Raw genomic sequence first — 20,026 nt, forward strand, 5'->3', positions numbered from 1 at the left:
CAAACAAAAATGCAAACATCATACATTGTGAACCACAACTACATTTGGTTACAGTTCCAAAGGCAAGGGAAGATTGTAAGAAGAAGTAATGCTACAGCTGAACAATGTAGATACAATGAGGGAAGGCTTTCACCGAAAGAATTCAACTTTATTAGCAGAGAAACATATGATTTAGGTTGCAAACAGGGAAGGTTAAAAACAAAAGAGCCTGTCTACGTTGCGTAAACAGGCTCTTTGTTTTTACTCGTTTTGAGTGGTGTGATCCCGCTGGGATTCGAACCCAGGACCCATACATTAAAAGTGTATTGCTCTACCAGCTGAGCTACAGAATCATTATTAGTTACCAATTATTCCCTTATTTGGGAGTGCAAAAGTAAGAGCAAAATTTAAATTTCCAAAATAAAATTCAGCTTATTTTCCAGCACTTGTTTTACTGAAAGAGAAAGAAAAAGCCTTCTCTTTTTGAAAAGGCTTAAGCTCTCATTGTGATCCCGCTGGGATTCGAACCCAGGACCCATACATTAAAAGTGTATTGCTCTACCAGCTGAGCTACAGAATCTTTTAGTAACTTGCATTCTCAAGGGCGTTTCCCTTAATTGCGATGCAAAAGTAACAGCTTAGTTTTTAAATGCAAAACCTTTGGTTCAAAATATCTGCCCTTTTATTTATTTTTTTGGCACTCTTCTCAAAACCTGCTTATTCACAAGTAGATAACAAAACACTTTTTTCAGCAGATTCTTTGTTTCAAAACCAGCATTACACGCAGGCATTCGAACTATACGAGAATATCCTGGAAAAAGAGCAGGTTTATTCCCCCCAGATGCTGCTTAAAATGGCTTATATTCGGGAGGGCCTGCGGGATTATACAGGAGCTATGTACTACCTGCACTTGTTTTATACAAAAGAACCAAGCCGCTCTGTGTTGAAAAAGATGGAAGAATTGGCTGTAGTGCATCGCTTAAGCGGCTATGAGTACAATGACATCCAGTTTTTCAAAACCCAATTCAACAAGCATTACATGCGTATTTTGGAGGTAATGCTGCTGATTGCCGTTATTACGGTTACAGCAATGTTTGTGAGATGGCGCAACGGCCACAGATTCTCCCAAGCTTTCAAGATTGGGTTTGTAGTCTACCTGCTTTTTATATTGTACTACATCAACTTCCTGAACCTCGGCGATGCAGGCATCATTAAAAACAATCATGTAGCCATTATGTCGGCTCCTTCCGCAGGGGCCTCCTGGTTAGCTACTGTTTCGCAAGGCCACAAAGTGCCCATTACAGGTGAGCAAGACATTTGGTACGAGATCCGCTGGAAAGGCAAAAGGGCGTATATCAGAAAGCAGAACCTGCTGGAGCTGCCGTGATGGTCGTGTATCGTTATTCGTTAATCGCAAAAGTGATATGCGAGCAACGAATAACGCTTAACGAACAACTATTTTTTCAGCGGCGAGTCCTTCTCTTTTGCCATCACGTTGTACACGAGCTTATCGGCCAGGCTTGGGAAAAGTTTATTTACCCACACCGCCATCTTGCCTTGAGTTGTCATCACCAGGTCGCGTTTGCGTTTTATGGTAGCTTGCAGAATACGATCGGCTACTTCTTCAGCACTCATCATTTTTCCTTCCTCACGCGGTGTTTCGCCCTGCTGCTGTCCGTTGGCCGCCAGTGCTGTGTTTCTAATGTTAGAAGCCGTAAACCCAGGACAAGCCAGCAACACATGCACACCCGAGTGCAGTAACTCCGTGCGGAGCGTCTCCAGGAACCCGTGCATGGCAAATTTAGAGGCCGAATAACCTGTACGGGCTGGCAAACCACGATAGCCAGCTATAGACGAAACACCCACTATAGAACCCTTAACAGCCTTGATGTAAGGCAGTGCAAACTTTGTGGTATACACAGTTCCCCAGAAGTTTGTATCCATCAGTTTGCGGAGCACATTCAAATCCAGATCCTCAAACATCGCACGCATAGAGATACCAGCATTGTTGATAAGCACATCCAGTTTGCCATACTTAGCTACCGTTTGCTCCACCATTTGCTGACACTGCTCTTCTACACTCACATCAGCCTGCACAGGCAAATTATCTATACCTGCTGCTGTTAGTTCCGCTGCTGTTTGCTGCAACCCTTCTTGCTTACGCCCTGAAAAAGCCACCTTCGCTCCCGCCCTGCCAAACGAAAAAGCCAATGCCTTGCCTATACCTGATGTGCCTCCTGTAATAAGAACTACTTTATTTTTCATGATGAAATACTACGCCTTTTATCTGCGCAAAGCTAAGTATTAATTGTTTAAGATGAGATGCTGGTATAACATCCGTTACGGCAACAAAAGCATTAACATACTGTACTACAATTCAGCGGAAACTACTCTTCTCCCAAATTTTGCTTAATTTTGCAGCATCGTGAGAAATAAGCATAAAAAGAAGTTCGAGATTCTCGAAAACGTTAAGATAGAAGAGATGGTGGCAGAAGGCAAATGCCTGGCGCGCCATAACAACATGGTCATATTTGTGGGGGGCGTGGCTCCTGGCGATGTGGTTGACCTGCGTATTATCCGTAAAAAGAAAAGCTTTCTGGAGGCAGAGGCCGTGAACTTTCATGCCTACTCCGAGCTGCGGGTACAGCCTTTCTGCGAGCACTTCGGGGTTTGCGGCGGCTGCAAGTGGCAACACATCGGCTACGACACACAACTATATTATAAGCAGAAGCAGGTGAAGGATAACCTGGAGCGGATTGGCAAGATACCGCTTCCTGAGTTCGACCCCATACTTGGTTCTGAGAAAGATAAGTATTATCGCAACAAGCTGGAGTTTACTTTTTCCAATAACGGCTGGCTTACGAAAGAGCAGATACAATCTGGCGAGGAGTTTGAGCGTAATGCCCTTGGCTTCCACATCCCTGGCCGTTTTGATAAGATCCTGGACATTGAGCACTGCTATCTGCAGCCCGACCCGAGCAATGCTATTCGTTTAACCGTAAGGGAGTATGCACGAGAGCACGGGCTGCCGTTTTACGATGTGATGAAGCAGGAAGGTCTGCTACGCAACCTGATTGTTCGTACTGCCAACACAGGCGAACTGATGGTGATTCTGCAGGTGAAATACGACGACCAGGAAGCGATAACAGGTATACTGGACCTCCTGGCTGAAAGATTCCCTGAGATTTCTTCGCTGCAATATGTGGTGAACCCAAAAGGTAACGAGACTTTCCATGACTTGGAGGTAGTTACGTACAAAGGCCTACCGTACATACACGAGGAGATGGAAGGTATCCGCTTCCGTGTAGGGCCGAAGTCTTTTTACCAGACCAACGCGAAGCAGGCCTATGAGCTATACCGCCTTACCCGCGAGCTTGCTAACCTAACAGGTAACGAGCTGGTGTATGACCTTTACACAGGTGCAGGTACCATCGCTAATTTTGTGGCCAAGCAGTGCAAGGAGGTGATTGGCATAGAGTATGTGCCAAGTGCCATCGAAGACGCCAAAATCAACTCGCAGATCAACGATATTACCAACACCACGTTTTATGCGGGTGATATGAAAGACATTCTTTCGGATGAGTTGATCGCGCGGCATGGCAAACCAGATGTGGTGATTACTGACCCGCCTCGTGCAGGTATGCACCAGGATGTAGTAGAAAAGCTGCTGCAGGTACACCCCGATCGCATTGTGTACGTAAGCTGTAACCCAGCCACACAGGCCCGCGACCTGGAACTGCTTTCAGAAAAGTATGATGTAGCCCGCGTGCAACCTGTAGACATGTTCCCGCAGACGCACCACGTAGAGAATATTGTATTGTTAACAGCTAGATAGATTTTAGACATTAGTATTTAGATATTAGATTTTGGCCCTAAAGAGCTTCAGGGACTTCTTCAAAATTGATAGACCGTAAACTAAAAAGTCTAACATCTATTATCTAGCATCTAACGTCCTAAAAAAGTATGGAAAACGATCCTGAATTAAATGGCAAGTACCTCGGCACCATCTCAAAGGATTTTGTGGTAGTAGCTGAGACACTGAAAGAAGCATCTTACCAGGTGCGCAAGCGCAAGATATCTGATTACCCGATATTTGTTTTCACACGCACCCATGTGCCTGTAGGCTCACTTTTATTGGCTAAGGAAGACCTGGCGCTGGAGTGGCATGTTAACGCCTCTTACCTTGAAGATTTTATGCAGCGTAACTTGGTGATGGAAGATAAGAAAGAGGATTTCATCGCTGCCTACAAAGATGCAGACGAATTCTGCTGCCTCTTTGTAGTAGACAGCGACTTTCAGAATTTTGTCTTTATACCTTATCCAGAAGACTAGAAGTTAGACATTAGATTCTAGACTTTAAGACCCAACTAAGTTAATTAAATGATTAAACAGAAAGAGGCTGTCCAAATTGTAGGATAGCCTCTTTCTGTTAATTAAAAGTCTAAAATCTTGTATCAGATATCTAACGGCTAAAAATGTGCCCAGCCTTGCGCCTGTAACGGAAAAGACTGCCCGTGCTTGTTAGCTAGATTTATACCTTCGCTGGCTTCTGTTATCTTACCTATAATGCTGATTTCAGGGTGGTTCTTTACCTTCTCATGATCTGACAGCGGCACCGTGAACAACAGTTCATAATCTTCGCCACCGTTCATCATGCAGGTAATCGGGTCCAGATTAAACTCTAGTGCAGTTTCCAGCATCTGCTGGTCTGTTGGTAGGTTATCTTTATAAACCGTTGCCCCTACGCCAGATTGCTTACAGATATGAAAAAGTTCTGAAGCCAGGCCATCTGAAACATCGATCATAGCAGTTGGTTTGATGCCTAACTCTTTCATGTCGTGAATCACATCCATGCGTGCCTCTGGCCTAAGCTGGCGACCAACAATATAATCTTTCCCTTCCAGCTCTGGCTGCATTTCAGGATTCGCTAAGTAAGCTTGCTTTTCCCTCTCCAGAATCTGTAAACCAAGGTAAGCTCCTCCCAAATCGCCAGTTACGCAGATAAGATCGTTTACCTGGGCACCGCTCCGAAGTACGGCTTCTCCTTTAGCAACCTCACCTATAGCTGTTACACTAATCACTAATCCTGACCTGGAGGACGTTGTATCACCACCAACCAAATCAACTTTATAGTTCTCGCAAGCTAGCTTAATACCTTCATATAGTTCATCCACAGCCTCCACGGTAAAGCGGGCGCTTAAGGCTATATTTACCGTAATTTGTGTAGGCGTGGCATTCATAGCCGCAATGTCAGATACGTTTACGGCCACAGCCTTGTAGCCCAGGTGCTTCAGAGGGCAGAAAGAGAGGTCAAAATGCACTCCTTCCAACAGCATATCGCTCGACACTACCAGTTGCTTCTCACTTGGCTCTATCACTGCGGCATCGTCACCAATACCTTTTATAGTTGATTTTTGACGTAGTTCTATTTTCTCGTTGATAAGCTTGATCAGGCCAAACTCACCTACTTCGCTAAGTGGCGTAAAATTGCTCATAGTCGTTTCGTTGTTATACTTACAAAAGTACGAGACTTAAGCACGAATTGCGAATAAATATAGTTTGCACCACACGTATCGCGACTTAAAACCCGCGACATAATTGAATTTAGAACAGTTTCAGAAGTATAAGCACTAACGCAGCTCCTCTACAAAAGCACCTTTTTCAGCCACATCATAGTAAGCAATTCCCAGGTTGTCTAGCTGCTGATGCATCCGCTCCCGATACCAGGGACTATTGGAGGCATCCAGCAACAAGAGCTTAGCCTTAAACTGCTGTAGCTCCTCAGGCTTTACTTTTACATTGCTTGTCAGCAGCACATAATCCAAGTGCAACGGCGTGGGAGCTTCTATCTGTAAAGGCTTTTGCAGCACGAGCAAACGTTTCTGCTGCCACACATACAGGCTATTGCTGTCGGGCAGCAAGGCATGGTTTATTTTTGAGTTAGTTATTGAATTGTGCAGCACTTGCCATTGCGGTTGCTGAATACCTTTGTACCACAGGTGCGGCTGCACATTAAAGCTATAGTTATCCGAATCCTGCCACAGCACACTATCGGTTAACAGCACTGCCTCTTGCCCTTCCATAAAGGCTAATGCAGTACTTCCGCGTAAACTGTAAACTGTTAATGTCCTCTGATGTTGCTGCTGCACTGTTTCCCTAATCTGCTGCACCGACAAAACTGACACAATAGCCACAGCTATACTTAAATAGCGAAGCTTTTTAACCGCTAAAAACAAGATAAGGGCAAGCAGAAAAGTATATAGTAGCACCGCCTGCACTCTTGTTATGTCGATGCCATTGATAAGCGCCAACGGCAGTTTCTGGATAGCCAGATTGATCCAGTTCATCCCCCCGGTAAAGCCAAAATGAACTTTGAACAACAGCCAACTTATACCTGGCACCCAACTAAAAGCAATGGCTATTACGCCACTGTACAGCACCAAAGTAGCCAGCGGCACCACAACCAAATTAGCAAACCAGAAATAGGTCGGGAACTGGTGAAAGTATAGTAAGCCCAGCGGCAATGTAGCAAGTTGTGCCGCAACAGCTACAGTAAACAAACCCCAAATTTTGTCCAGCAGCCAGTTATCCACATTCAACAGTTTATAAAACCGCGGCTGCAGGTACACAATGCCCAGCACAGCCAAAAACGAAAGCTGAAAACCAACATCAAGCAAACTGTAGGGATCGTAGAAAAGCAGTACTAAAGCTGCAAAAGCAATAGTGTTGTAAATATTAGCACGGCGACTGAAAGCTGTACCAACAGTTACCAAGCTTAGCATGAGTACAGCCCGCATCACAGAAGGCGACAAACCTGTTATAAAGGCATAAAGCCACAGCAAACTTAGCACAAGTATTGCCGAGAGAACGCGTTGCTTCTTCCCCTTCCCAAGCCTGCCAAGAAAGAACATAAGCACACCGTAAATTAGCCCTACGTGCAGCCCCGACACCGCCAGCACATGCATTGTACCCGTACTGGCATAAGCACTCCGGATGCTGTTATCCAGTTCGTCCTTCACTCCGAGGATGAGTGCCGAAGCAATACTATACTCCCGCTGTTCCGCCACATTTGCTTTTAGCAGTGCATCCAGTTTCCGCCGAAGTTGGATGCTATAGTACAGGATTGTGTTTGGAGGATCAGAAACTATTTTTTGATACTGAAATGACTGCAGGTAGTGGCGGTGGTGAATATGTTTGCTCGCCAGGTACTGCTTATAGTTAAACTGATTCGGATTGGCAGGTGGAGCCACCTCTTGTGGTGCCCCTTTTACCAGGAGCACATCGCCATAACTCAACTCATATTCCAGCTCCGAATCGTGCGGCACCGACAACTGTACGCGACCTGCTGCTTTTTGCCATTTGCCCTGTAGCTTTACCTGTTGCACTTCCAGCACCGTGGTCTGGTAACTCGACTTTTGCAGCACATAGTCGGCTACCACACCTACATAATGCGTGGGCGCATCAGTTAAGTTATTCAGATGCTGTGGCTGCTGGTTTTCTGTTCTGTACTCGGTTATAAAAGCTCCTAGAGAGAAGAAGGAAAGTAAGCCAACTATACCAGCCACATTAACAGCTACCGCAGTTTTATATCTGTTAGCAAGTATAGCCGCGACCAAGAAAGCCGTAATAAAAAAGGCAGTATATTCAGGTACATACCTGAATATACTGCCCCAGTGCAAGTACATGACTATACCTACAATAAAACAAAGCACAATGCGTACAATAGGGAAAGGAGCCCACCGTAGCATCAGCCTTTATACACCATCTTGTAGTGTTTGATATCACACTCAACAAACATATCGCCTTCTGGCTCAAAACCATGGCGCTTGTAAAAGTTTACCGCAGGCAGTTGGGCATGCAGGTAAATCTTTTTCTGTGGATAATCTTGCTGCACATCCTCTAACACCGCCTCCAGTACCTTGGCTCCAACGTTCTTATTCCGATACTCTTTCAGTACCGCAAACCGTTCTAGTTTGACACCTTTTTCGGTGGTGCGCCAGCGAGCAGCTCCGCAGGGTACGCCTTCATAAGTTGCCAGGTAATGTTTGGCCACAGGCTCGTGCTCGTCGTACTCCGCATAGCGTGGCACATTTTGCTCCACTACAAACACCTGCTCCCGTATGCCAAAAGCAAGTTTCTGATCCTGCTCGTTATTTATTCTCTTCAGTTCTATCATGCCACAAAAGTATAAAAAGTATACTTTGCCTGTTATGCCACAGCATTTCCTCCTAACACAAAAGCAGCACAACAGTTCCAACTGCTGTGCTGCTTTTTCAATATCTCTACAAACATACCCACAACAAATCGTGTATCTTGCTACGTGATACGTGTGTCGAAAACCTTTATTCAGCGGCTTCTGCCTCGCTTGGCCTAGATGAACTACCTCTGCTGTTGCGTCGTGAATTATATTCTTTTCTTGGCTCTTCGCCAGAAGCAATTGCGGCTTCTTTGGCAGCCTGGCGTTCTTCATCGGCTTTAGTGTAGGCATCCACTATGTCTTTCACCAGACGGTGGCGCATCACATCCTCAGCCTTCATTTCCACAAAGCCAATGCCTTTAATGTCGCGCAGCGTGTTAAGTGCATCTATCAAGCCCGAGCGCTGGTTGCGCGGTAAGTCTATCTGCGAACGGTCGCCGTTGATCATCACTTTGGATGTAGGTCCCATACGCGTCAAAAACATCTTAATCTGCGCTGGCGTTGTGTTTTGAGCCTCATCCAGGAGTACAAAAGCATTGCTCAGAGTACGACCACGCATATACGCCAAAGGCGCTATCTCTATAATCTTATTCTCCTGGTAATACTTCAGCTTTTCAGCTGGAATCATATCTTCCAACGCATCGTAAATCGGGCGCAGATAAGGGTCTACCTTATCTTTCATATCTCCAGGTAAAAAGCCAAGGTTCTCACCTGCCTCTACCACTGGTCGGGAAATAATGATTTTCTTTACTTCTTTATTTTTGAGCGCACGCACAGCTAACGCAACCGATATAAAGGTTTTACCTGTACCAGCGGGCCCTAGTGCAAACACCAGGTCATTCTTTTCCACAGCCTCCACCAGCTTCTTCTGGTTAGGCGTTTTGGCTTTGATCACCCCTCCCTTGCTACCGTACACAATCACATCAGGAGCAGTGGTGATAGCCTCCTCTTCTGCCATCTGATCTAAAGAAAGGTATCTATTTACGCTATTATGCGTTATTTTTCCAAACTTGTGGTAATGATCAATTAATGAAGAAAGAATCTCGTGTATTTTAGTTATCTCAGGAGTTTGGCCCTGAATTTTGATTTCATTTCCCCTAGATATAATCTTGCTGCTTGGAAAAGCAGCTGCCAGTTGCTTTATGTTTTGATTCTCTGTCCCCAGAAAATCAATAAGAGAAATATTCTCTAATGTTATTACTTTCTCTACCAAATGCTTTCGGTTATATAGTCTGTTGGTAATATTACTTTAAATTAACTACTTTTGACTAATATCAATACAAAAATCTTCAAATTATAGTTCGTGCTATGGCTGTAATTACGTTTCTATCTGACTTTGGGTACAACGACCACTACGTGGCTGCTGTTAAAGCCAAAATTATTTCACAAGCACCTGAGCTACAGGTGGTAGATATTTCTCATGCAATAGACCCTTACAACATAGCACATGCCGAGTTTGTGTTCGGATCGGTTTATCGGGAGTTTCCTGAGGGCACCGTCCATATTATTGCTGTTGATACGCACGGTAATAAACAAGGCAAATACCATGCAGCAAAGTATAAGGGGCATTATTTTGTTTTGGCTGATAATGGGCTGCTCTCGCTTATAACCGAAGGAAAGCCAGAGGTAGTGGTAGAACTGAACACTGATTTTCCGCTGATGCCTTTTCCTGCTAAAGACTTACTGGCACCTGCTGCGGCATACTTAGCAAAGGGAGGCGACATAGAGGTGCTCGGCGAAAAAACCTACGATTTCAGGCAGTTGCTCAACCGCCAACTGCGCCTGAACGACCATTCCATTTCAGGACACGTGATACACGTAGACCGCTACGGCAACCTAATCACCGACATTACCCGCGATAGCGTGGAAACAATAGCGCATGGCCGTACCTTCACCATTCATTTTGCCCGCGAAACCGTTGGGCGCATCTTCTCGAACTATAACCAAGTCGATCCAGGTGACTGCTGCTGCATCTTCAATAGCCAAGGCTTGCTATGCATCGGTATCAACAAAGGCCATGCCGCCGAACTCCTAGGCTTGGGCTTCGACTCCCAAGTTGACATCCGTTTTTATCCAGGTAGTTAATTTTGAATTTGGAGATGTGCTGATTTGAAAATTCGGAAATGAGGGAATGTACATATTCCTAAATTTACGTTAGTAGCATGGATGTTTCCTTACTGATTTCGGAAATACTGCTGTCGTTGTTGTGTGTTCTCACCAACAACCAAGTCTGCGTTTTCTTTACTTAAGCTACCAAAGTTGTTGGCCAAAAGACACAACAACGGGAAGTGTAGAGGCCAAAGAGTTCATTATCAAGTCTCTAATCTTCTAAATCCTTCCAACCAAATTAAATTATGATCATACGCATTGTCAGGATGACTTTTCAGGAAGAGAAGGTTGCGGATTTTCTTGAGATATTCCGCAACTCCAGAGATAAGATTCGTGCTTTTGAGGGTTGCAACCATGTAGAACTGCTGCAGGATGTAAACCAGCCTAATGTATACAGCACCTACAGCCTCTGGGACTCTGAAGAACACCTGAACAAATACCGCCAGTCAGAACTTTTTGGCTCAGTGTGGCCTGCCACCAAAGCACTTTTTGCTGATAAGCCACAAGCATGGTCGTTGCAGAAGGTAGAAATGTAGAAAGTTAATTGCTCCCTATATTTCTCTAGTCCTGAACCAAATTTCCGCTCCCCCTTTCAAGCAGCCTGAGTAAAACTTTATAAAATATTTCCCCACTACCTATCCCTTACCCCCTCCCACACCTGTTTCATCCTTAATCACTTATATGATGTTATAGATAAAATCTATAACATCATATAATTAATCAATTTGATTGATAACACTCCCTCCTGCAACTTTGTAGAAGTCAAATCATCATATATAAATATATGTTAAGAAAAACACTTCTACTATTAGCCATTGTTGCGAGCGGGCAATTTGCCTTTGCACAACAAAAACCGCTAACCACTAACACTGGAGCTCCCGTAGGGAACAACCAAAGTTCTAAAACAGCAGGCGAAAATGGTCCTGTGCTGCTAGAGGACGTACACCTAATTGAAAAGCTGGCCACATTCGACCGTGAGCGTATTCCAGAACGTGTGGTGCATGCCCGCGGCGTTGGGGCTCACGGTGAGTTCGAAAGCTACGGCGACTTCTCTAAGTATACCAAGGCATCGCTTTTCAGCAGCATAGGAAAGAAAACGCCTGTGTTTACCCGCATCTCAACGGTAGTACACGAGCAAGGCTCACCAGAAACGCTTCGCGACCCACGTGGATTTGCCGTGAAGTTTTACACTGACCAGGGTAACTACGACTTAGTTGGCAATAACCTGCCAGTGTTCTTTATCCGCGATGCCATCAAGTTCCCTGATATGGTACATGCTTTCAAGCCATCGCCAATTTACAACAAGCAGGATGCGAACCGTGTGTTTGACTTTTTTGCAAACGTGCCAGAGGCTACAAACATGTTCACTTACCTGTATCAGGATTTAGGCACTCCAGCAAACCTAAGACAAATAGACGGATTTGGGGTACACGCTTTTAAGTGGATAAACGCAAAAGGCGAAGTAACTTATGTAAAATATAAGTGGACATCGCAGCAAGGTGTGAAGAGTTTCTCTGCTGAAGAAGCTGCGCAGATGCAGGCGAAAGATCATTCCCACGCCACAGCAGACCTTTACGAGAACATCAACAAAGGTAACTTCCCTTCTTGGGAACTTTCTGTACAGATGATCAAGCCTGAAGACCTGGACAAGTTCGACTTTAATCCACTGGACCCTACCAAAATCTGGCCTGAAGAAATTGCCCCAAGTATGGCTATCGGTAAAATGACGCTGAACAGAGTACCTGACAATTTCTTTGAGACAGTAGAACAGGCTGCCTTTGCTCCTGCCACATTGGTACCAGGCATAGAGCCGTCTGAAGACAAATTGCTGCAGGGCCGTGTATTCTCTTACATGGATACCCAGCGCTACCGTTTGGGTGGCAACTTCCAGCGCATACCTGTTAATGCGCCACTGGTAGATGTAAATAACTTCAACCAAAATGGTGTTGCAAGTAGCCGTGGAACAAAGTCTGATGTGAACTATCAGCCAAGTGCTACGCAGCCAACTTTTGTGGATGATAACCAATACAACTACTCTACCCGCAAAATTGATGAGGAGACAATGCAGCGAGTGATCAGCAAGCAGAACAACTTTAAGCAGGCAGGCGACTTATACCGTTCCCTTTCTAAAGTTGAGAAAGAGCACCTGATCAGCAACCTGGTTGGAGACTTAGGACAGGTGAAGAACAAAGAGGTAGTGAACAAAATGGTGAGCTACTTCTATCAGGCCGACGCTGACTATGGCAACCGCCTGATCAAAGCGCTGAAGCTGAACAGAAACGAGGTAGTAGCTTTAGTAGCCGCCAAATAAACATTTATTCCCTGATAATGTAGCCTACTCCTGCCCCTTCGAAGAGAGAACATTTAACTCTTTAGCAATTCCTCCCTCTTAGGAGGGGCAGAGGTGGGTTTTTAACATTGCTGCACTAGTTAACGCAGTCATCAAATCCTTCAAGTACATCAACAAGCAAATCAAAATAAATATGCTCCAGGCAATTTCTCTTTCGCATGAAATGGCAACTTTAGAGTGGCGGCAGGCGCTGCAGCTAAGCAAAGAGGAGGCTGCGGAGTTTATGAACAGTTTAAAAAGCAAAGGCTTAGCAGAAGGCGTGATGGTGGTAACTACCTGCAACCGCACAGAGGTTTACTACGAATCTGCTAACACTCCTGCAAAGGTTGTTCAGGACGAACTGCTTCAGTTTAAAAACATTACAGCTAAAGAGGCTTATACTCCGCTGTTTAAGCATTATACCCAAAGCCAGGACACGCTTCGCTACTTACTGCAGGTTGGCCTGGGCTTAAGGTCGCAGGTTATGGGCGACAGGCAAATTATCGGTCAGTTTAAGGCAAGCTACCAACTTACAAAAGACTTAAACCTTGGCTCAGCGCAACTACACCAAGCACTCCAGACGCTGTTCCGTTCGCATAAGCGGGTACACAACGAAACAGATTTCCGCTCTGGCGCTACCTCTATAGGCTATGCCGCATTGGAAAGAGTAACTGACTTTATCCCCCGTAAAGAGTTTGATCAAAAGCGTATGCTGATTATCGGTACAGGACAAATGGGTACCGATGTGGCTAAATATGCTGTATCCTTTGGTTTTAAAAACATAACACTAACAAACCGAACAGATGAAAAAGCGATGCAGCTGGCAGAAAAGCTACAGTTGAGCTTTATACCTTTTGCTGAGCGGCTATCAGACCTGAACCAGTACGATGTTATTATTTCCTGTGTAAGTGCGGGAGAACAGCTGACTGCCGCGCAGTTAGGCCCCTACGGAAAAGGATATAAGCGTGTGCTGATAGATCTTTCTGTGCCCCTCAGCATAGCACCCGAAGCCGAGTTTATGCCTCACACCACGCTTATTAACATGGACCAGATTACCAGCAAAACAGAGGCTGTGAGAAAAGCACGAACGGAATCTATGAAAGATGTGGAGCGGATTGTAGAGGAGGAAACAGCACTTTTTGCCGACTGGTTACAGGATCTGCCTATCTACGAAAGCATTGGCGAATTGAAAGCATTATTTGCGACGGTGCTAGAAAACGAGCTGCAAAAACATACAAACCTACAGGAAACGGATGCTGCCACTAAGTTAGCAAAAGCAACATTAAATAGGCTTATCCGCAGACCTGCAGGTGCTCTAAGAACAGCAGAGGGAGATTCGCGCCAGGTGCTTCTGCACTCTCTGAACCAATTATTCCAGTTATCATAAATTATATATACTATTTATTCTTCATCCATGAAATCTATATTCTTCAATCTTTTTTTTGTTCTGATACCAGCCGCCCTTTATGCGCAGGCACCAGACTTAACTGCAGCCGCCAGAACAGGTGATGTAGCCACCATAAAGCAAATGTTGCAAAACAAAGCAGAAGTTAACGCGCAGGACCAAAAAGGCTTTACACCGCTTATTATAGCTGTATACAACGGCCAGGCTGAGGCAGCTAAGCTTCTGATAGAGGCTGGTGCAGATGTGAATCACCAAGACAAAACAGGTAACACTGCTCTGATGGGAACTGCTTTCAAAGGTAACCCAGCGCTGGCCGAGCTGCTTCTAAAAAATGGAGCAAACGCTGACGTACAAAATGGAAACGGCGGAACGGCTTTGATGATGGCTTCTATGTTTGGAAGAAACGAGGTGATAAAAGTGCTGCTTCAGAATGGAGCCGATAAAACTGTAAAAGACCAAAGAGGCCTTACCGCCCTGGACCTTGCTAAACAGCAGCAGAACCAGGAAGGTATAAAACTGCTACAATAACAATGTTGTTTTAAAAGTAGAAGGGAGGCAAAACCTATAGTTTTGCCTCCCTTCTACTTTTATAGCTTTTACAGTTAGTATGTTTTATGCAAAGTGCAGTACTAGTGCAGTTTTACAATCCCTAGATCCAATGCTTTCACAATAAGTTCGGCAGGTGATTTGATCTGGAGTTTGCGCAGAATGTTTTTACGGTGCGAGTTAATGGTGTGGTGACTCAGGAAAAGTGTTTCGGCAATCTCGACCGTAGACTTGCCATCTGCAATTAACTGAACAATCTCAATTTCACGCGGGCTGAGGTTTAATACTTCTGGAACAGGTTCAGGAGAAGCGGAATCAGCCAAAATTACCTCCAACACCTTATTACACATAAACTTCTCTCCCTTGGCAGTAGCTCTTACAGCATTTACCAACTCCTGCTCGCCACACTCTTTTAAAAGGTAGCTACTCACACCACTTTTCAAGGCTTCCAGCACCGTTGGTTTCTCAGCATCTGTGGTTACAGCCAAAATATTGCTCTGTGGTGTCGTCTGTTTTAGTGCCACCACATCCTGCACACAGAATTTCTCCAGAGAAGTACAGTCTATCGTAATCACATCAGGATGTAGTTCCTGAGCCAGCGACAGTAATTCAGAAGCAGACTCAGCCTCCCCTACTACTTCTATACCTTCCTGCGCCACCAATAAGGCATACAGCCCCCTTCTAATCAGGAGATTGGCCTCGGCTATAAGCACAGTTATGTTTTTCATTAGAAGCTACAGTAGCTAGTAAAGTGTAGTTATCGAAATGTGTATACGCAAATCTATTTAGATTTTTTCTAAATAACTAAAATATGGAAGTTATAAAGCATTACTGTTGCTTAAATATACATGCGCTTGACTTGGTCTTTGCCACAGTTTCGAGAGCGATAAAACAATAGAACCGCTTTTACTGTACCTTTGCATGTATAAGTCACTTAAACAGGGCCTAGAGAAATTAAAATGAACTACTTCGATCTTTATAATATACCTGAAAGCTTTCTGGCAGACGAAAAAGCAATCAAGAGTAAGTACTATCAGTTGAGCCGTGAATACCACCCCGACTTTTTCGCCAACGAAGGTCAGGAAAGACAGCAGGAGATTTTGCAGTTATCTACCCTAAACACCAACGCCTACCGTACCCTCTCCGACTCCGACTTGCGCATGCAGTACATTTTAAAAGAGCACGGACTTTTGGAAGAAGGAGGAAAAAACGAGTTACCTCCTGCATTTTTAATGGAGATGATGGAGCTAAACGAGGAGCTAATGGAGCTGGAATTCGATTTTGACGCGGATAAACTGAAAGAAATTGGCGCTAAAAGTGCAGGTGTAGTAGCGGAATTAGAAAATGATATTTTGCCTGTGTTGCAGCGATACCCTGAGTTACACGGAGTTACCAAAGATGAAGCCCTACAACAGGTAAAAACCTACTATTTGAAGAAAAAATATCTGTTGCGAATTCAGGAAACATTATCTAAGTTTGCAGCACGTTCCTGATAGCCGTTCAGGAACAGCAACATGCCCAGATGGCGGAATTGGTAGACGCGTTGGTCTCAAACACCAATGAGGTTACACTCGTGCCGGTTCGACTCCGGCTCTGGGTACATTAAGTTAGTAAAAAGCCTTGTAAATCAGATATTTACAAGGCTTTTTTTGATTTGGGGGACGGAATTTAGTTTTTGACCTCCCCCGAAAAACCAGACCAGTGTAAAGTAGAGAAAACGGGCAATAATCGTGTAGAACCAAAAGCGAATTACCATGAAGAAATCAAAGTCTTCCTAATCAGTACATCGTCTTTTGCAGCACTACGTGCACTCTCGTTTTCAAGAAGAATATTCGTCAGTTTAGGTATTTTCAGTCCTACCCGACGTGCGCTCTCTTCGCACTCCTATACTCGGGCGTCTTCACTGCACTCCTCGCGAAGCAACAGCTTGCTTATTGGCTTTACCAAATGCCGATAACGGACTTGCGCCATCTGGATAATCTGAGTATATTTCATAGGAAATAATACTCGCGCCATACTGGGCGCGCGCAATGCATAAGTAACCTTCGCTAATGCTTCAGGCTCCACATGCACGTGGCTGTTGTCCTTAATATCAAGTTATGAATAAAACAGAGTTATATTCCGAAAGATTAAAGCTTAGGCTTATAGATTTATCTGATTTAGAAGCAATTCATAATCTTCATATATTACCAGAAACAGATAAGTATAACACTTTAGGAATTCCTGAAAACATAGACGAAACTGAATCAATTATTAGGCCTTGGATTTTTGACAACCAGCAGCAAAAGATAAAGAACTATACCTTTGCCATAGAACAAATTATAACAAGTCAGTTTATAGGCTTAATTGCATTGAAACTAGGAAACTACAAGTACAGAAGAGGTGAAGTTTGGTATAAACTGCATTCTGACTATTGGGGCAAAGGGCTAGGAACAGAAGCTTTAAATAAGATACTTGACTTTGGATTTGAGTACCAGAAACTACATAGAATAGAAGCAGGCTGTGCAGTAGACAACATTGGCTCCATCAAAGTACTTGAAAAAGTAGGCATGATAAGAGAGGGAAGAAAAAGGCAGGTATTACCTCTGAAGGTAGGCTGGTCAGACAGTTTTGAATATGCCATAGTTGAAACTGATAAAAGAACACTCAGCACAATCGAGGCACTGTCTTAAAAATCAAGTGAAAGTATAGGGTTATTTCATTAACTAGACATAAGCGAAAAGAGAGCTTCAGGCGATTCGATGTACGGAAGTTTATCATGTGTAGCCCTGGCAATAGCTGGGGCTACTTCTTTTCTGCCTCCTTCGGAGCTAAGCGGAAAGAGAGGCTTCGGCTCTTCATTACCAGAAGACTTTTCCTCTTTCTGCCCGAAACTTGGGACATAAGCTTCATCCTTCCACCTAAGTGCCTAGATGAGAATGAGCAGTTTTCGCTGCACGGCCACGTAAGCCTTCAATCCCCTGAATAAGAAGCTAAAAAAAGAGCGTGGAGATGATCGCCCCACACCGAGGAACAGAAAAATGAAAAAGACGCAGGATGGATGAAAGCTCAGACGATACAAAAGAAGATGGAAAGTAGAGAGACTCTCTGCTTGGCTCTTCAACTTCAGAAGAGCCATGGTAAGGCACGAATATAAAGCAGAAAATTTCCTGGCTTGCATGAAAACCCTGCTTAGGTATTTTTAAGATAGCTTTTCGTGAGAAAAACAGGCAGTTTGTATATACCGTTAACTTTAACTTGAATAAGTGTGTATTCGATGAATCGTGCAAGAAGAAAGCTTATGCAAGGGATTATTGTCAGCAGTGCCTCAAAGCCAAGGTCTTGTCCGTTTCATCTGTCACTGTGTACTCCATGGAAAATTACCCGAAACTAACATGGGAGCGAAGGCTTACGCTACCCTTGCTGTACTGTTACTCCGTAAAACAGCACTGGCACCCATAAAGGGTGCCAGTGCTGTTTACTCTTTATTTAAGAAGAAAATTCTATCGCCTTTATACGCCTTACTTTACCTGCACCTGCGACAGTTTTGTAAAGGCCTGCCCCTTATAGCTTCCAGACCACTCTAACTGAGCAGCATTCCCTTTTTGGGGACTTGAAAAGCCTAATTCGGCCCAGGTTTTTGTCAGGTTTACTTTTCCTGAGGCATCCGTGGTTAAAGTGCCCATATCCATTCCGTTGGCTTTGATTTTGAGAGCAAGATTGGAGACAGGAATAGAGTCAACTCCCACTGTATGATCCAGTATCCCGCTTTTATCGAGCTCATAAACAGTGGTTGTGATATTTACTGACTCACTCGCCTGGAAAGATGTTCCTTCTATAAGAACCAACACAGGGGACTCTACCCGGTCAATCACCATATCTTCCTCTTTTTCACAACTTGTCAGGAAAAAGCACAGGGAAAACAGCGTGAGAAGTACTCTACTAGTATATTTAATTTTCATCTCTTTTGAATTTAAAATGTTAAACTACTCTGGATGCTTTGCTCCTTACTCAGTCCACCACATCTCGGTTTTTTTGTCGTCTGCGCCACCGTTCAATGCGATGCCTGCTTCAAGCTGCGTAGCATTCAGAGAATACTCTGAACCAGGATACTGCAACCGTGTTGGCAGCACACCATCATTCATGAAGATAGCCCTTGAGTCTGGAGCTGGTAATACTGGGTAACCTGTACGGCGGTATTCGGTCCAAGCCTCTACGCCCTGACCAAATATGGCAATCCATTTCTGGGTCATGATGTTCTCTTTTGTTGCAAGACCTGCTGTAGCCAAGTAGTCGTCAGGCATCTCTAAATTATATTGAGCAAAAGAGGCTGCAATGGCTTGCTCATAGTAGCTTTGGGCATCACCAGAAACATCACCATCCAGTGCGGCTTCAGCCAGCACAAACAACAACTCTGAATAAGTCATCACGACACTGGGGGTAGTTGGTTCCATAAAATAAGTACCTAACTTCGCACTACTCGCGAGGTAAGTTGTCGCGATGGCGTCTGGCAACCCGTTGGGCACGCCAATGTACTGGCCATCCACTGCTTGCCCATAAACAGCAAGCCGAGGATCCTTCAGGGCCTGCAGCCTGTCAACCAATGTCTTGCTTAGGTTCCAGTCTGTACGACCTCCCTGAATCATTACCTCGTGCCATTCGTTATTACTCGGCCTAACACTGGAGTGCTGAAGCGCAACTATGTCGCTGTTACTTTCAAAAATGGGATAAGTTGCTGGGTCGCCCAATATCTCCGCCATCACAGCACGAGACTCTGTTGGCTTTTTGGCCGCCTGCCGGTTGGCTAACTTCAGCCGCAGGGAGTTGGCAAATTTTTTCCATTTAAGAATGTCGCCTCCAAACAGAATATCACCGTTTATGGCCGGACCACCCACCACTAATTTTTCGTTGGCCAGTTTCAGGTCGTTCAGCAAACCGGCATACACAGCTTCCTGCGAATCATATGCAGGAGTGTAAATAGGGCTTTCTGCGGTACCCTGTAGGGCCTCGCTGTAAGGGATAGCCCCGTATAAATCCGTTAGCACAGAAAAAGTCCAGGAGCGCATCACCAGGCCAACGCCTTCGTAATTGACATTCGGATTTCTCCCTTCCGGACCAGACTGAACCACGATCCGCTGAAAGTTGAGCAGGGCATCGTTGTAAAAGCCTTTCCAGTTATTTGTATAGTAGGCGGGGCTCATGTTGTAGTTGTCGCCCTCGTCTGAATAGATGTTACGGGCCAGGTACTGCACCCATAGCATTCCGCCATCCAAGTTGATGCGCTCAAAGCGAGAGCGGTGTCCCCAGTAACGGTCTACACTCGATTCTATCCCGGCGGGCAGGAGCACCGCCGAGCTTACCGTATTCGGCTGGTTCGGGCTAACGTTCATTTCCTCGAAGCCTTCCGTGCAGGCGCTAGCCATCAAAACCCCAGCTGTGATGTATAATGCTTTGATCAATTTGCCTTTATATATTTTCATAT

At 44.8% G+C, this 20,026-nt stretch carries 19 protein-coding genes, 3 tRNA genes and 1 pseudogene; 13 read left to right on the forward strand and 10 right to left on the reverse strand.

The features are described 5' to 3' along the window. A partial coding sequence (locus LN893_RS13335; RefSeq protein WP_229970835.1) for a hypothetical protein occupies positions 1 to 225 on the forward strand: 225 nt, incomplete at its 5' end. A 34-nt stretch (positions 226 to 259) separates the two neighbouring features. Here LN893_RS13335 and LN893_RS13340 read toward each other — a convergent pair. Beyond that, a tRNA-Lys gene (locus tag LN893_RS13340) sits at positions 260 to 332 on the reverse strand. Between the two features lie 154 nt (positions 333 to 486). Next, a tRNA-Lys gene (locus LN893_RS13345) sits at positions 487 to 559 on the reverse strand. Between the two features lie 69 nt (positions 560 to 628). On the opposite strand from LN893_RS13345, the gene LN893_RS13350 reads away from it, so the two are divergent. After that, complete coding sequence (locus LN893_RS13350; RefSeq protein WP_229970838.1) at positions 629 to 1,366, forward strand: SH3 domain-containing protein; 738 nt, start codon at positions 629 to 631, stop codon at positions 1,364 to 1,366. 68 nt (positions 1,367 to 1,434) lie between these two features. Here LN893_RS13350 and LN893_RS13355 read toward each other — a convergent pair whose 3' ends face one another. Next, positions 1,435 to 2,244 (reverse strand): SDR family oxidoreductase, encoded by an 810-nt coding sequence (locus tag LN893_RS13355; protein ID WP_229970840.1) that lies wholly within the window; start codon positions 2,242 to 2,244, stop codon positions 1,435 to 1,437. Between the two features lie 160 nt (positions 2,245 to 2,404). Between LN893_RS13355 and rlmD the strand changes: the two genes are divergently transcribed. Together rlmD and LN893_RS13365 are read left to right on the forward strand one after the other, a co-directional pair. Continuing rightward, entirely contained in the window at positions 2,405 to 3,814 is a 1,410-nt protein-coding gene (gene rlmD, locus LN893_RS13360) for a 23S rRNA (uracil(1939)-C(5))-methyltransferase RlmD (RefSeq protein ID WP_369427679.1), read from the forward strand. Positions 3,815 to 3,942: 128 nt separating this feature from the next. After that, positions 3,943 to 4,311, forward strand: coding sequence for a hypothetical protein (locus LN893_RS13365; RefSeq protein ID WP_229970842.1), 369 nt, complete (start codon positions 3,943 to 3,945; stop codon positions 4,309 to 4,311). 137 nt (positions 4,312 to 4,448) lie between these two features. Here LN893_RS13365 and thiL read toward each other — a convergent pair whose 3' ends face one another. The 4 genes from thiL to LN893_RS13385 all read right to left on the reverse strand — a co-directional run bounded on the left by thiL (position 4,449) and on the right by LN893_RS13385 (position 9,389). Further along, complete coding sequence (gene thiL, locus LN893_RS13370; RefSeq protein WP_229970845.1) at positions 4,449 to 5,474, reverse strand: thiamine-phosphate kinase; 1,026 nt, start codon at positions 5,472 to 5,474, stop codon at positions 4,449 to 4,451. A 135-nt stretch (positions 5,475 to 5,609) separates the two neighbouring features. Next, positions 5,610 to 7,727, reverse strand: coding sequence for a ComEC/Rec2 family competence protein (locus LN893_RS13375; protein ID WP_229970847.1), 2,118 nt, complete (start codon positions 7,725 to 7,727; stop codon positions 5,610 to 5,612). After that, positions 7,727 to 8,155, reverse strand: a complete 429-nt coding sequence (locus LN893_RS13380) for a GNAT family N-acetyltransferase (protein ID WP_229970849.1) — start codon at positions 8,153 to 8,155, stop codon at positions 7,727 to 7,729. Before LN893_RS13380 ends, LN893_RS13375 begins: the two co-directional genes overlap by 1 nt. Positions 8,156 to 8,321: 166 nt before the next feature. After that, positions 8,322 to 9,389, reverse strand: coding sequence for a PhoH family protein (locus tag LN893_RS13385; protein WP_229970851.1), 1,068 nt, complete (start codon positions 9,387 to 9,389; stop codon positions 8,322 to 8,324). Between the two features lie 95 nt (positions 9,390 to 9,484). On the opposite strand from LN893_RS13385, the gene LN893_RS13390 reads away from it, so the two are divergent. The 5 genes from LN893_RS13390 (at position 9,485) to LN893_RS13410 (ending at position 14,547) form a co-directional block, all read left to right on the forward strand. Beyond that, the gene (locus tag LN893_RS13390; protein WP_229970853.1) at positions 9,485 to 10,261 is read left to right on the forward strand and encodes an SAM hydrolase/SAM-dependent halogenase family protein; all 777 of its coding nucleotides are present in this window, start codon (positions 9,485 to 9,487) and stop codon (positions 10,259 to 10,261) included. A gap of 269 nt (positions 10,262 to 10,530) precedes the next feature. Beyond that, positions 10,531 to 10,821 (forward strand): putative quinol monooxygenase, encoded by a 291-nt coding sequence (locus tag LN893_RS13395; protein ID WP_229970855.1) that lies wholly within the window; start codon positions 10,531 to 10,533, stop codon positions 10,819 to 10,821. Between the two features lie 248 nt (positions 10,822 to 11,069). Continuing rightward, positions 11,070 to 12,596: a catalase gene (locus LN893_RS13400; protein ID WP_229970857.1), complete on the forward strand. Its 1,527-nt coding sequence runs from the start codon at positions 11,070 to 11,072 to the stop codon at positions 12,594 to 12,596. A 172-nt stretch (positions 12,597 to 12,768) separates the two neighbouring features. Next, positions 12,769 to 14,001: a glutamyl-tRNA reductase gene (gene hemA, locus LN893_RS13405; RefSeq protein ID WP_229970859.1), complete on the forward strand. Its 1,233-nt coding sequence runs from the start codon at positions 12,769 to 12,771 to the stop codon at positions 13,999 to 14,001. 27 nt (positions 14,002 to 14,028) lie between these two features. Then, positions 14,029 to 14,547, forward strand: coding sequence for an ankyrin repeat domain-containing protein (locus LN893_RS13410; protein ID WP_229970861.1), 519 nt, complete (start codon positions 14,029 to 14,031; stop codon positions 14,545 to 14,547). Between the two features lie 101 nt (positions 14,548 to 14,648). Here LN893_RS13410 and LN893_RS13415 read toward each other — a convergent pair whose 3' ends face one another. After that, positions 14,649 to 15,293 carry a LuxR C-terminal-related transcriptional regulator gene (locus tag LN893_RS13415; RefSeq protein ID WP_229970863.1) on the reverse strand — a complete coding sequence of 215 codons (645 nt, stop codon included), beginning with the start codon at positions 15,291 to 15,293 and terminating at the stop codon, positions 14,649 to 14,651. A 231-nt stretch (positions 15,294 to 15,524) separates the two neighbouring features. On the opposite strand from LN893_RS13415, the gene hscB reads away from it, so the two are divergent. The 4 genes and pseudogenes from hscB to LN893_RS13435 all read left to right on the forward strand — a co-directional run. Continuing rightward, complete coding sequence (gene hscB / locus LN893_RS13420) at positions 15,525 to 16,058, forward strand: Fe-S protein assembly co-chaperone HscB (RefSeq protein ID WP_229970864.1); 534 nt, start codon at positions 15,525 to 15,527, stop codon at positions 16,056 to 16,058. A gap of 23 nt (positions 16,059 to 16,081) precedes the next feature. Further along, positions 16,082 to 16,165 (forward strand) — tRNA-Leu (locus LN893_RS13425). Positions 16,166 to 16,664: 499 nt separating this feature from the next. Beyond that, positions 16,665 to 17,237, forward strand: coding sequence for a GNAT family N-acetyltransferase (locus tag LN893_RS13430; protein WP_229970866.1), 573 nt, complete (start codon positions 16,665 to 16,667; stop codon positions 17,235 to 17,237). 342 nt (positions 17,238 to 17,579) lie between these two features. Then, a pseudogene (locus tag LN893_RS13435) lies at positions 17,580 to 17,750 on the forward strand (IS5-like element ISDds9 family transposase); the annotation flags it as partial. 315 nt (positions 17,751 to 18,065) lie between these two features. Here LN893_RS13435 and LN893_RS13440 read toward each other — a convergent pair. Together LN893_RS13440 and LN893_RS13445 are read right to left on the reverse strand one after the other, a co-directional pair. Beyond that, entirely contained in the window at positions 18,066 to 18,506 is a 441-nt protein-coding gene (locus LN893_RS13440) for a hypothetical protein (protein ID WP_229970869.1), read from the reverse strand. Between the two features lie 45 nt (positions 18,507 to 18,551). Then, positions 18,552 to 20,024: a SusD/RagB family nutrient-binding outer membrane lipoprotein gene (locus LN893_RS13445; RefSeq protein ID WP_229970871.1), complete on the reverse strand. Its 1,473-nt coding sequence runs from the start codon at positions 20,022 to 20,024 to the stop codon at positions 18,552 to 18,554. Positions 20,025 to 20,026 lie beyond the last annotated feature (2 nt).

The sequence above is a fragment of the Pontibacter harenae genome, assembly GCF_020907245.1.
GTDB lineage: Bacteria > Bacteroidota > Bacteroidia > Cytophagales > Hymenobacteraceae > Pontibacter > Pontibacter harenae.

Excerpts from the sequence above, each read along its gene's own strand:
- LN893_RS13430 (WP_229970866.1), top strand. The coding sequence starts at position 16,665 with ATGAATAAAACAGAGTTATATTCCGAAAGATTAAAGCTTAGGCTTATA.
- LN893_RS13365 (WP_229970842.1), top strand. The coding sequence starts at position 3,943 with ATGGAAAACGATCCTGAATTAAATGGCAAGTACCTCGGCACCATCTCA.
- LN893_RS13395 (WP_229970855.1), top strand. The coding sequence starts at position 10,531 with ATGATCATACGCATTGTCAGGATGACTTTTCAGGAAGAGAAGGTTGCG.
- LN893_RS13400 (WP_229970857.1), top strand. The coding sequence starts at position 11,070 with ATGTTAAGAAAAACACTTCTACTATTAGCCATTGTTGCGAGCGGGCAA.
- thiL (WP_229970845.1), bottom strand. The coding sequence starts at position 5,474 with ATGAGCAATTTTACGCCACTTAGCGAAGTAGGTGAGTTTGGCCTGATC.
- LN893_RS13410 (WP_229970861.1), top strand. The coding sequence starts at position 14,029 with ATGAAATCTATATTCTTCAATCTTTTTTTTGTTCTGATACCAGCCGCC.
- hemA (WP_229970859.1), top strand. The coding sequence starts at position 12,769 with ATGCTCCAGGCAATTTCTCTTTCGCATGAAATGGCAACTTTAGAGTGG.
- LN893_RS13355 (WP_229970840.1), bottom strand. The coding sequence starts at position 2,244 with ATGAAAAATAAAGTAGTTCTTATTACAGGAGGCACATCAGGTATAGGC.
- LN893_RS13415 (WP_229970863.1), bottom strand. The coding sequence starts at position 15,293 with ATGAAAAACATAACTGTGCTTATAGCCGAGGCCAATCTCCTGATTAGA.
- LN893_RS13440 (WP_229970869.1), bottom strand. The coding sequence starts at position 18,506 with ATGAAAATTAAATATACTAGTAGAGTACTTCTCACGCTGTTTTCCCTG.
- LN893_RS13445 (WP_229970871.1), bottom strand. The coding sequence starts at position 20,024 with ATGAAAATATATAAAGGCAAATTGATCAAAGCATTATACATCACAGCT.
- LN893_RS13380 (WP_229970849.1), bottom strand. The coding sequence starts at position 8,155 with ATGATAGAACTGAAGAGAATAAATAACGAGCAGGATCAGAAACTTGCT.
- LN893_RS13390 (WP_229970853.1), top strand. The coding sequence starts at position 9,485 with ATGGCTGTAATTACGTTTCTATCTGACTTTGGGTACAACGACCACTAC.
- LN893_RS13350 (WP_229970838.1), top strand. The coding sequence starts at position 629 with ATGCAAAACCTTTGGTTCAAAATATCTGCCCTTTTATTTATTTTTTTG.
- LN893_RS13375 (WP_229970847.1), bottom strand. The coding sequence starts at position 7,727 with ATGCTACGGTGGGCTCCTTTCCCTATTGTACGCATTGTGCTTTGTTTT.
- hscB (WP_229970864.1), top strand. The coding sequence starts at position 15,525 with ATGAACTACTTCGATCTTTATAATATACCTGAAAGCTTTCTGGCAGAC.